This window comes from Aquiluna sp., from assembly GCF_965064355.1.
The window spans coordinates 1-11418 of record NZ_CBCHRQ010000040.1 but is presented as its reverse complement, the minus strand read 5'-3'; the positions used below and the strand labels follow the sequence as shown (position 1 = coordinate 11418).

9 protein-coding genes and 1 tRNA gene are annotated in these 11418 nt (G+C 53.7%); 1 reads left to right on the top strand and 9 read right to left on the bottom strand.

Annotated features, from left to right (window positions below; genetic code table 11):
* From rho to argS, 6 genes are all read right to left on the bottom strand, one after another.
* Window positions 1-1314, bottom strand: a 1314-nt coding sequence (rho, locus tag AC128V_RS04685) for a transcription termination factor Rho (RefSeq protein ID WP_482763526.1), incomplete at its 3' end; no start/stop codon positions are given.
* 75 nt (window positions 1315-1389) lie between these two features.
* Window positions 1390-2304: a homoserine kinase gene (gene thrB / locus AC128V_RS04680; RefSeq protein ID WP_482763525.1), complete on the bottom strand. Its 915-nt coding sequence runs from the start codon at window positions 2302-2304 to the stop codon at window positions 1390-1392.
* The gene (gene thrC, locus AC128V_RS04675) at window positions 2301-3383 is read right to left on the bottom strand and encodes a threonine synthase (protein ID WP_482763524.1); all 1083 of its coding nucleotides are present in this window, start codon (window positions 3381-3383) and stop codon (window positions 2301-2303) included. The genes thrB and thrC overlap by 4 nt, the downstream gene beginning before the upstream one ends.
* Complete coding sequence (locus AC128V_RS04670; protein WP_482763523.1) at window positions 3383-4693, bottom strand: homoserine dehydrogenase; 1311 nt, start codon at window positions 4691-4693, stop codon at window positions 3383-3385. The genes thrC and AC128V_RS04670 overlap by 1 nt, the downstream gene beginning before the upstream one ends.
* A 2-nt stretch (window positions 4694-4695) precedes the next feature.
* Window positions 4696-6099 (bottom strand): diaminopimelate decarboxylase, encoded by a 1404-nt coding sequence (gene lysA, locus AC128V_RS04665; RefSeq protein ID WP_482763522.1) that lies wholly within the window; start codon window positions 6097-6099, stop codon window positions 4696-4698.
* 2 nt (window positions 6100-6101) lie between these two features.
* On the bottom strand, window positions 6102-7757 hold the full coding sequence (argS, locus tag AC128V_RS04660; protein WP_482763521.1) for an arginine--tRNA ligase: 1656 nt from the start codon (window positions 7755-7757) through the stop codon (window positions 6102-6104).
* A 168-nt stretch (window positions 7758-7925) separates the two neighbouring features.
* On the opposite strand from argS, the gene AC128V_RS04655 reads away from it, so the two are divergent.
* Window positions 7926-7997: transfer RNA gene (locus AC128V_RS04655), tRNA-Arg, on the top strand.
* Between the two features lie 7 nt (window positions 7998-8004).
* Here AC128V_RS04655 and AC128V_RS04650 read toward each other — a convergent pair.
* The 3 genes from AC128V_RS04650 to AC128V_RS04640 all read right to left on the bottom strand — a co-directional run bounded on the left by AC128V_RS04650 (window position 8005) and on the right by AC128V_RS04640 (window position 11392).
* Complete coding sequence (locus AC128V_RS04650) at window positions 8005-8931, bottom strand: carbohydrate ABC transporter permease (protein WP_482763520.1); 927 nt, start codon at window positions 8929-8931, stop codon at window positions 8005-8007.
* A complete protein-coding gene (locus AC128V_RS04645; protein ID WP_482763519.1) occupies window positions 8931-9941 on the bottom strand; it encodes a carbohydrate ABC transporter permease in 1011 nt (336 codons plus the stop codon). The genes AC128V_RS04650 and AC128V_RS04645 overlap by 1 nt, the downstream gene beginning before the upstream one ends.
* A gap of 92 nt (window positions 9942-10033) precedes the next feature.
* Window positions 10034-11392: an ABC transporter substrate-binding protein gene (locus AC128V_RS04640; RefSeq protein WP_482763518.1), complete on the bottom strand. Its 1359-nt coding sequence runs from the start codon at window positions 11390-11392 to the stop codon at window positions 10034-10036.
* Between the last annotated feature and the right edge of the window lie 26 nt (window positions 11393-11418).

Below are 11418 nucleotides of genomic sequence, written 5' to 3'. Positions count from 1 at the left end.
CTGGCGAGACAGGCGAAGCTCCATGTTTCCGGTTCCCTTGAACTCCTCGAAGATAACCTCGTCCATCTTTGAACCGGTCTCAACCAGGGCGGTGGCCAGGATGGTTAGCGATCCACCGAACTCGATGTTTCGAGCAGCACCGAAGAAGCGCTTTGGTGGGTAAAGAGCTGAGGAATCAACACCACCGGACAAAATACGTCCGGATGCTGGTGCGCTTAGGTTGTAAGCACGGCCCAAACGGGTGATCGAGTCAAGTAGAACTACAACGTCGTGTCCAAGCTCAACCAGACGCTTGGCGCGCTCGATTGCAAGCTCTGCAACGGTGGTGTGGTCATCGGCAGGACGGTCGAAGGTGGAGGCAATAACCTCACCCTTGACGGTGCGCTGCATGTCGGTAACTTCTTCTGGACGCTCGTCAACTAGCACAACCATGAGGTGAACCTCTGGGTTGTTGGTCGCGATAGCGTTTGCGATTGCCTGCAGCACCAAGGTCTTACCGGCCTTTGGAGGAGAAACAATCAGACCACGCTGACCCTTACCAATTGGAGCAACAAGGTCGATGATCCTGGTTGAAAGCTTCTTGCTGTCAGTCTCTAGGCGCAGACGAGTGTCTGGGTAGAGCGGGGTTAGCTTGCCAAACTCAACTCGAGCGGCAGCTTCTTCCATGGTCTGGCCGTTGATCGAGTCAACACGAACTAGCGCGTTGAACTTCTGACGCTGGCTGTTCGCTTCCTCACGTGGCTGGCGAATTGCACCAACTACTGCGTCACCCTTACGAAGTGCATACTTCTTTACCTGACCTAGGGAAACGTAAACATCGTTTGGCCCAGGAAGGTAACCGGAGGTGCGCAAGAACGCGTAGTTCTCCAGAACATCCAAGATTCCAGCAACTGGAACTAGGACGTCATCCTCGGTGATCTCTGGCTCTGACTCGTCCTGTGAACCAGGAGCGCGACGGCGGTCACGGTCACGGTAGCGACCACGACGGTTGCGGTTTCCACCACGGCGGTCGTCATCACGGTCACGGTTGTTTTCGCGGTCTGAGCTTCTTGTCTCGCGGTCTTCGCCACGCTCTGCACCAGCTTCAGAAGAAGTGTTGGCTTCGCCACCTTCAGCCCTGGCTTCGCCGCGGGCTGGTCGGGAACGACGACGGTTCTCGGTCTTTGGCTCTGCATCACCAGAGGTCTTTACCTCTGCCTCGGCTGCCTTAGGAGCCTTTGCTGCCTTTGGTGCTGCGGTTGCTTCTGATGAAACTGTTGCGCTGGTTGCGCGGCGGGTTCTCTTTACAGGCTTGTCCTGCTGGATTTCATCCATGTGGTTATTACTCGTTTCTTGGCGGCAAATGTGCCGGATTTGTGAAGAATTTCTTGAGAATGCAGTGGCGGGCTTTTATACGCCTGATCCAGACTGCACTTCAACACTAGCACCTTTGAAGTCAACCGCAAGCGAAAGTGGTTTCCAAGTTGGAAACTCCCGCTCCACAAATGCCACAGCTGCAACTCGCTTGACCGGGTCAACTTCCAGCACCAACACAGACGGGCCAGCTCCCGAGACCACAGCTGGGTGACCCTCGGCGCGGAGCTTTTCGATCAACTTACTGGTTTCTGGCATCGCACTTGCTCGGTAGTTCTGGTGCAGGCGGTCTTCGGTAGCAGCAAACATAAGCTCTGGGCTTTGAGTCAGGGCTGCCACCAACAGTGCGGAACGAGAGACATTGAAAACCGCATCGGTGTGAGGTACTGACTCTGGTTGCAGGCTTCTAGCAAGTTTGGTTGACATTTGGTTTGGTGGAACCAAAACCAAAGGTGAAACTCCACGGTGCACAGTTAGCTTCTTGTGGTGGGGACCGGTCTCGTCCTTCCAGGCAATGGTTAGGCCGCCAAACAGGGCAGGGGCTACGTTGTCAGGGTGACCTTCCAGCTCAGTGGCAAAATCCAAAAGCTGCTGCTCGGTGAGCACGATCTCAGGCTTTAGTAGCCCAGCTGCCAGCATCACACCGCCGGACACTGCGGCACCAGAAGAACCCATGCCGCGGCCGTGAGGGATGTTGTTGTGGCAGTTGATTCGAAGCGGCGGGACGGTCTTTTGAAACTTGGCGAAGACAAAAGCAATCGTTGAGTAGATCAGGTTGGCCTGATCGCGAGGGATGTCCTGTTCACCCTCCCCAACCACAGAAATCTCAAGGCCGCTCTGGATTACCTCAGCGGAGTAGTTGTCATAGAAGCTCAGTGCCATGCCCAGGGTGTCAAACCCAGGGCCTAGGTTTGCACTGGTGGCTGGAATCTTTACCGATACCTTGGTCATTTGTTCTTCTCCAAGCCCAATACGCCTGCAACCGAATCTGCGGTTGCGGAAACCTTCTTTGGTTTAATCTGGCGACCGCGCTCATCCTTTAGCGCCCATTCTGGATCCTTTAGACCGTGGCCGGTAACGGTAACGACGATGTTGTTTACCTTTGGCAACTCGCCCTTTTGCTTGGCCTGCAGTAGCCCTGCAGCGCCGGTTGCGCTGGATGGCTCAACGAATACTCCAGCCTCCTGAGATAGGAAGCGGTGCATCCACAAAATGTCCTTATCACTCACCGCACCAAAGGCACCATTAGTGTCAGCCTTTGCCGCCTGTGCTAGGTCCCAAGACGCTGGGTTTCCAATCCGGATAGCGGTTGCAATCGTCTCTGGCTTGGCTACTGGCTTGCCGAGAACAAACGGTGCAGAACCTGCGGCTTGGATACCGTAAAGCATTGGAAGTTTTTGGATTCGACCGGCATCGCGATCTTCGCGATAGCCAAGGTGATAAGCCGAGATGTTTCCCGCGTTACCCAGCGGCATAGCGTGTAGGTCAGGCGCAAAGCCAAGCGCGTCAAAAACCTCAAAGGCCGCGGTCTTCTGACCCTGCAGGCGATCTGGGTTCACCGAGTTCACTAAGAACACCGGGTAGCTCTCGCTTAGCTCACGAGCAAGTCGCAAGCAGTCATCAAAGTTTCCGCGAACCTGCAGAATCTGCGCCTTGTGTGCAACCGCCTGGGATAGCTTGCCCCAAGAAATCTTGCCGGCTGGAACTAAAACAACGGACTGCATACCTCCTGCAACCGCATAGGCAGCAGCCGATGCCGAGGTGTTACCGGTTGACGCTGCGATAACCGCCCTTGCGCCCTTGGCTTTGGCCTTGGAAACCGCAGTAGTCATGCCGCGGTCCTTGAATGAGCCGGTCGGGTTCATGCCCTCAAACTTGAGGTGAACAGATCCAACATCCAAAAGCTTTGCGAGCGCCGGTGCCTCAATTAGAGGAGTGCCGCCCTCTCCCAAAGTGACAATTGGATCGTCCTGGGTGAATGGAAGTCGATCAAAGTATTCGCGAATAACACCGCGCCATTGGTGAGCCATTAGATTCCCTCTACTCGGATAACCGAGTTCACTTTCTGGACCGCTGCGTTACCTCGCAAATCCTCTACGACCGACTCAAGTTCGCCCTCGCCTGCGGCGTGGGTCATGATGGTCAAAAGGGCACCGGTGTTTTCGCCCGCCGCATTTTGATCCACGGTTTCAACGCTAACGCCATGCTGAGCAAATACTGTTGCGACCGAGGCCAAAACACCCGGGAGGTCATTTACCTGCAGGGTGATTTGGAAGCGAGTATTGATCGCCTGCACCGGCAAAATGTCTAGGTTTGCGTGAACCGAGTCTGCAATTCCTGGACCTCCGGCAAGGTGACGCTTGGCAGCACCGACTAGATCTCCCAGGACAGCGGAAGCAGTCTCCGGTCCACCCGCGCCTGCGCCATAGAACATCAGACGCCCAGCGCTCTCGGCCTCAATAAACACCGCGTTGTATGCGCCGCGAACCGCAGCCAGCGGGTGATCCTCAGGAATCAAGGTCGGGTGCACTCGGGCAACAATCCCCTCGGCTTGACCATCGGAAGCTGGAACGCGTTCGCAGATTGCCAAGAGCTTTACTGCGTAGCCAGCCTCGCGAGCGGTTTCAATCTGCAGTGCAGTCACTTGAGAAATACCCTCGCGGTAAACGCTCGCAACCGGCATCTCGGTGTGGAAAGCCAGCGATGCCAAAATTGCTGCCTTGCTGGCTGCGTCGAAACCTTCAATATCGGCGGTTGGGTCAGCTTCCGCGTAACCAAGCTGCTGAGCTTCCGTCAGGGCATCTTCGAAGCTTGCGCCGGTAGAGGCCATCCGATCAAGAATGAAGTTTGTGGTGCCGTTGACGATACCCATCACCTTGTTGACCTTGTCACCGGCCAACGACTCGCGCAGTGGTCGGATGATTGGAATCGCCCCACCGACGGCAGCCTCGAAGTAAAGCTGAGCGCCAAGCTGTTCGGCTAGGTCAAACAGCTCGGTTCCGTGTGCGGCGATCAGAGCCTTATTTGCGGTGATGACATCTGCGCCGGAATTCAATGCCAGTGTGATGTAGCTCTTTGCTGGTTCAATGCCACCAATCAGCTCGATAACGATGTCCGCTGCCCTAATAAGTGCTTCGGCATCCAGCGTCAGGAGCTGTTTTGGCAGGTTGCCATTTCTAGCGGAGTCCAAATTACGCACCGCGATGCCAACTAGTTCAAGATCAGCACCTACGCGCTGAGCAAGCTCTTCACGGTTCTCGATCAAAAGCCTTGCGACCTGAGAGCCGACCGAACCGGCACCTAAAAGTGCAATACGAATTGGGCGATAAGCGATCTCCATGGCTATGCCTTTCCTCCACTAATGCCGGCATCGCGGCTTAGTAGGTCATTCTCAGTCTCTGCCCGAATCAAAAGCGTAGTCTTACCGCCCTTGACTGCAACCATGGCTGGTCGGGTTAGGAAGTTGTAGTTAGAAGACAGCGAGAAACAGTAGGCACCGGTTGCCGCTACCGCCAAAACATCGTTGACCGCGACATCGGAGGGTAGATAGTCGTGTCTCACCACGATGTCACCAGACTCACAGTGCTTACCCACGACTCGCACCAGAGCCGGCGTTGCAGATGTGACTCGAGATGCAATCATGGCGGAGTACTCGGCCTGGTATAGCGCAGGCCTTGCGTTATCGCTCATGCCACCATCGACGCTTACATACTTGCGGGTTGCACCCATGCCCTGCTCAGAGACAGTTACGTCCTTGATGGTTCCAACCGAGTAAAGCGTGATTCCCGCAGGTCCCGAGATGATTCGACCTGGCTCAAACGCCAACTTTGGAACCGCAATTCCCAGGGCGCTGCACTTTGCGGCAACCGCCTGCATGATTCTGGTTGCCATGTCGCCAATACCCAGTGGCTTATCCGCCTCGGTGTAGGCAATTCCAAATCCACCACCCAGATTTAGCTCTGGAACATCGCCATTCTTTAGTAGCTGTGCGTGAACATCCAGCAATCTTTCGGCTGCGGCAACAAAACCATCAACCACAAAAATCTGCGATCCAATGTGGGAATGCAGTCCCAAAAAGCGAAGGTTAGAGAACGAGCGAATCTTGCCAACTAGCTCCTCAACATCATTCAGCGCGACGCCAAACTTTTGATCTTCTCTTGCGGTTGCAAGGTGTTCGTGAGTGTGCGCGTGAACACCGGAGTTGACACGAAGCCTTACCGCCTGAGTCTTTCCAGCTGCTGCCGCAACAGCTGCGATGCGCTCAATCTCAAGTTCAGAGTCAATAACAATGACCGCTACATCGGAGGCGATCGCCTTGCCAATTTCCACCAGGGACTTGTTATTTCCGTGAAGACCTAAACGCTCGCCTTTAGCTCCTGCCGCCAGGGCAACAGCAAGCTCTCCACCGGTTGAGACGTCTACCGACAAACCTGCATCGATTACCCAACGAACCACATCAGCGGTGAGTAGGGACTTGGATGCATAGTAAAGCTTTGCCGTGGTGCCAATTTTGTTTGCGGCATCACTAAAGGCTCGCTTGATGTAAAGCAGTGTGGTTTCAAAGTCTTCTTGGTCCACCACGTACAAAGGTGAGCCGTACTGGCGCATTAGGGCGGACACCGATACATCGCCAATGGTCAGTTCACCGTGGTTGTTGCGCTTTGCGGTCCTTGGCCAAACTCGGGCATCAATGACATTCAAATCGACCGGGGCAACTAGCCATTCCGGAGCAAGTGGATTCTTCATCCTTACATCCTCTCCGGAGCAGATACGCCCAGCAGGGCTAGCCCGTTGCCAAGCACAATGCTGGCCGCGTTGTTTAGCCAAAGTCTGGTGCGGTGAACACTCTCAACTTCTTGCCCACCCAATGGCGTAACTCGGCAGTTGTCATACCAGCGGTGATAACTTCCAGCTACCACCTCAATGTATCTTGCAATGCGGTGAGGTTCGCGGAACTGAGCTGCTTGAGCAACCACCCGTGGGAATTCACTTAGGTTCGCCAATAGCTCTGCTTCTGCTTCGTGGCTCAGTAGCGAAGGATCGAATTCCGAGTCATCAACCCCGAGCGACACCGCATTCTTGGCAACCTGCTTGGTTCTGGCGTGAGCGTACTGGACATAGAAAACTGGATTGTCATTGGTCTTTTTGGTGAGTTGCTCAAGATCAACATCGAGTGAAGAGTTAATCGACGAACGAGCAAGTGCATATCGAGCGGCATCAACACCAACGACATCAACTAGGTCTTCCATGGTGACCACGGTTCCTGCACGCTTGGACATTCGAACCGGCTCGCCACCGCGAACTAGGTTGACCATCTGGCCAATCAGGATCTCCATGTTTTCACCTGGCTTATCGCCAAAGGCTGAGCAAAGTGCCATCATGCGCGGCACGTAACCGTGGTGATCTGCACCGAGCATGTAGATGCAGCGGTCAAAGCCCCTAGAGCGCTTGTCCTGGTAGTAGGCGATGTCTCCGGCAATATAAGCGGCATCTCCGTCGCTCTTGATGATTACGCGATCTCTATCGTCTCCAAAGACAGTGGATCGAAGCCAAATAGCACCGTCTTCTTCGAAGATGTGACCCATCTCGCGCAGGCGTTCAATCGAACGCTCAACGGCCTTGGATTCATAGAGCGAGTTCTCGTGGAAGTAGACATCGAAGTCAACGCCAAATTCATGCAGTGACTCTCTGATCTGCTGGAACATAAGTTCAACACCAGCAGCACGGAACTTTTCTTGGGCTTGATCATCCGGCAAAGCCAAAATGTCTTCCGCAGTTTCAGCTAGAACGCGAGCGGCAATCTCTTGGATGTATGCGCCTGAGTAACCATCCTCGGGAGCTGGTTCATTCTTAGCTGCCGCAAGCAGTGAACGCGCAAAACGATCAATCTGGGCACCGTGATCATTGAAGTAGTACTCGCGAGTTACCTCTGCGCCAACAAACTCAAACACTCTCGCAAGTGAGTCGCCAACCGCAGCCCAACGAGTACCGCCTAGATGGATTGGTCCGGTTGGATTGGCAGAAACAAATTCAAGATTTACCTTTAGGCCCTGATACTCAACGCCTCGACCAAAACTAGATCCTGAGGTCACGATCTCGCGGGCAAGCTCACCGGCTGCGGAGTCCGATACAAAAAGATTGATGAAACCAGGCCCTGCGATTTCAACCTTTTCGATCCCTGCGCTCTTTTGAAGCTCTGAGGACAGAAGTTCTGCGAAGTCTCGCGGCTTGAGTCCGGCCTTAGCTCCAAGTTGCATGGCGACGTTCGTCGCCCAGTCTCCGTGCTCTCGGTTCTTTGGTCTTTCGACCACTACCTCACTTGGAACTTCGAGCTCCAAAGAGCCAGCAGCAACCAGTGCGCGTAATGCAACAACAATGGCTTCCGATAGCTGGTTGGGAGTCACTTTGGACCTAGTTCCTTAGGGTATGGCAACCGACGAATTTGATTTCATCGGTGAACCTAAATCATACCCTTGGAAGGCCTTTGAATCGAAGAGCGCTTTAGCCGGCCGGCTGAAATCGCTCCGGCTCAAAGCTAAAAACTCTGCCGATGCTAGGCTGAGTATGTCCCCGCCTCTATAGCTCAGGGGATAGAGCACCGCCCTCCGGAGGCGGGAGCGCAGGTTCGAATCCTGCTAGGGGCGCTTTTGACTAACCCTTAACCGATCCAGCTAGCAATCCTCTTACGAAGTAACGCTGTAGCGAGAAGAACACAATCAGCGGCACAACAATCGAAACGAAAGCACCGGCAGTCAATAGCTCCCAGCCGGACCCTCTGGTGCCAACCATCTCAGCAAGACGAATGGTCATCGGAGCAACCTCTTTCGCGCCACCACCGAAGGTAAGTCCTACCAATAGGTCGTTCCATACCCAAAGGAACTGGAAGATTGCAAAGGATGCAATCGCCGGGACCGAGAGCGGAAGAACAATCTTCGAAAATAGCGTGAACCAGCCAGCTCCATCCACTCGCGCAGCTTCAATCAATTCACGAGGGATTTGACGTAGGAAGTTGTGCAGCAAGAAGATCGCCATTGGCAAACCAAAGATGGTGTGCGCAACCCAAATCGGGATGTAGGTACCGGTTATATTGAAGTCCGGAATGATTGTCACATCGCCAATAACCAGGCCCTTTGCGAACAGTTGAAGTAGTGGCACCAAGGTCAGCTGCAGCGGAATTACCTGTAGCGCAAAGATCGAGAAGAAGATGAAATCTCTTCCCTTGAATTCAAACCATGCCAACGCGTAAGCCGCAAATACCGCCAAGGTAATCGGGAAGATTACCGCTGGAAGTGTTACTGCCATCGAGTTAAAGAAGAACTGATAAAGCGGTGGGTTGGTGGTTGACCCCTCAAACAACACCTGGTTGTAGTTCTCAAAAGAGATGTTTGGGTTCGCAAAGAAGGTCCACCAGCCGGAGCTGTTGATGTCCTGCTCTGGACGGATCGAAGTAACCAGCAAACCAAATGTTGGGATGGTCCACAAAATCGCAATTATCCAAGCGCCAAGTGCTGCCCACGGAGAAGAGAAAACGTTCTTGGCCTTTGACTTAACTAGTGACTTATTGATTAGAGAGGTCATTATCTTTCCGTCCTCTCGAGGCGCAGTTGTCGAATGTTGTAGATGATGATCGGGATAATCGCCACGAACAGGATGATCGCCAAAGCGGAACCTCGTCCATAGTTCATCTGTCTGAAGGCCTGGGAATACATCTCGTTTGCAATCACGTTGGTTTGGAAGTTTCCGCCGGTCATGGTTCTAACGATGTCGAAGACCTTCAGGGTTCCAATAGTGATTGTGGTTAGCACCACCACGATGGTCGCACGAATCATTGGCACCGAGACCAAGTAGAAGCGCTTCCAAGGAGCTGCGCCATCAAGCATCGCCGCCTCGACCACTTCGTCAGGGATGTTCTTTAGAGCCGCAGAAAGCACGACCATGGCGAATCCGGTCTGAATCCAAATCATCACAACGATTAGCAAGAACGAGTTCAACGGCGCTTCAAGCAACCAGTTGGGCGGGGTTAGACCAAAGCCCTTGAAAATCGCAGATAGCAATCCAATATCCGGCTTGTCGTCTCTTGGCTGGTAGTTGTAAACAAACTTCCAGATGATACCTGCGCCCACAAATGAGATAGCCATAGGCATAAAGATCAGCGACTTGATTGCTGCCGGGCGCTTCATACGGTCGGTCATGTAGGCAATCGCCAAACCGATCAGTGTGGAAAGAATTGGGGCGGTGACAACCCAGATTGCTGTGTTGGCCAGCACCACCGTGATTTCTGGGATGGTAAATGCCCAGATGAAATTGTCAAAACCTACGAACTCTTCGGCCTCTTTGTCCATAAAGGAGAGAATCAGTGTGCGAATAGCCGGGTAAATCAATCCGACTACCAAAAGCAAAATCGATGGCACTAGAAAGACCAGGTACTTCAACCACTCTTGGGTCTTTACCGAGGTGCGAGAGGCGATTAGGAAAATCAGAAAAATGACGGCTCCGAAGCTCAATAGAGCTAGGGCCAAAAGGGAGAAGTTCTCCGCAATGATGTCCGCGGGGGTTTTCCTCGCCGCGTGAAGTGCCAGTGTGAACATGAGCGAATCCTAACAACCTTTGAAAGAGAGCTGTGGGGCCTGCAATCGCAGACCCCACAGCCTCGTTTAGCTATTTGTAACTGTGTGGCTTATTAGTAAGGCCAGCTTGCGTAAATAGCGTCTAGAACAGCCTTGTCAGACTTGTTCTCGGCTACCCATGCAGTCATTTCCTTCCAGAATGAACCAGCTCCAACTTCAGCTGGCATCACGTCGGAGCCATCGAAGCGGAAGGTTGATGCATTCTGAAGGATCTCAACTGCAACCTTGTTTACTGGGTCTGCAACGTTAGCGGTGTCTAGACCTAGGTTTGCAGAGAACCAGCCACCAAGAGCTGCCTTCTTGTTGTTCCACTCAGGAGTGGTTAGGTAGTGCTGTACAGCGTGTACCTCTGGACGGTCAGCGAAGATACCAACGAACTCGCCACCACCAAGTGCAGGCTTGTTGTCAGCCGAAACACCTGGGAAGTAGAAGGTGGTGATTCCACCCTCAGTGGTGGTGTCATCTGGGGACACGATGGTTGCACCAAAGTCAGCAGCAAGGATGCCACCGATGAACGATGCCTGACGGTGCATTGCACAGCTGCCGTCAACTAGGCCAGCGCCACCCTCCTGGAAGGTGGTGGTAGCGATAGAAGCAACGTCGCCTACGTAAGCAGGGTTCTTTAGGATCTTGCCAGCCTCAGCTAGAACTTCAGCAACCTTAGGGTCGTTGAATGGAAGCTCGCCAGATACCCACTGGTCGTAGGTTGCAGCGTCCTGGAAGCGAAGCATTAGGTCTTCCATCCAGTCAGTTCCGACCCAACCGGTAGCGTCACCGGAACCGAAGCCAACACACCAAGGCTGAACAGAGCCCTCAGCAGCAACGGTGTCAGATAGAGCTAGTAGCTCGTCCCAAGTGGTAGGAATGGTCCAACCCTTGTCAGCGAAGGTCTTTGGTGAGTACCAAACGAAAGACTTCACGTTAGCGCCCAGTGGGGAGCCGTAGAAGACGCCGTCAACGGTGCCGTAGGTCTTCCAGTCAGCGGTGTAGTTCTCGTCAACCGAAGCAGAAGTTGCGTCGTTTGCAGGAACTAGGCCGTTGCCAGCGAACTTAGCCAATAGGCCAGGCTGTGGGAAAATTGCGATATCAGGAGCGGTGCCACCCTCAACGCGAACAGAAATCTGAGCCTCAAACTCCTGAGTTCCGTTCCAGTTGATGGTGATGCCGGTGCACTCCTCGAACTCAGCGAAAGACTCGATGAAGAGTGATGCCTCTGGGTCGATGATGGTGGTGTAGATCTCAACCTCGGTGCCCTCGTTGCCTAGGTAGGCCTCGTAAGCAGCACAAGCGTCAGATCCGGTCGCAGTGGTCTCCTCGGTTACGGTCTCGGTGCTTGCGCAACCGGCCATTACCAAGGTAGCCGCTACAGCAGTTGCTCCAAGAGCAACTACGCGACGACGTAGTGTTGACATGTTTTTCCTTTCGACATCGGCCATAG

Bases quoted from the DNA above. Each gene is read 5' to 3' on its own strand.
- thrB (WP_482763525.1), bottom strand. From the start codon at position 2,304: ATGACCAAGGTATCGGTAAAGATTCCAGCCACCAGTGCAAACCTAGGC.
- thrC (WP_482763524.1), bottom strand. From the start codon at position 3,383: ATGGCTCACCAATGGCGCGGTGTTATTCGCGAATACTTTGATCGACTT.
- AC128V_RS04670 (WP_482763523.1), bottom strand. From the start codon at position 4,693: ATGGAGATCGCTTATCGCCCAATTCGTATTGCACTTTTAGGTGCCGGT.
- lysA (WP_482763522.1), bottom strand. From the start codon at position 6,099: ATGAAGAATCCACTTGCTCCGGAATGGCTAGTTGCCCCGGTCGATTTG.
- AC128V_RS04650 (WP_482763520.1), bottom strand. From the start codon at position 8,931: ATGACCTCTCTAATCAATAAGTCACTAGTTAAGTCAAAGGCCAAGAAC.
- AC128V_RS04645 (WP_482763519.1), bottom strand. From the start codon at position 9,941: ATGTTCACACTGGCACTTCACGCGGCGAGGAAAACCCCCGCGGACATC.
- AC128V_RS04640 (WP_482763518.1), bottom strand. From the start codon at position 11,392: ATGTCAACACTACGTCGTCGCGTAGTTGCTCTTGGAGCAACTGCTGTA.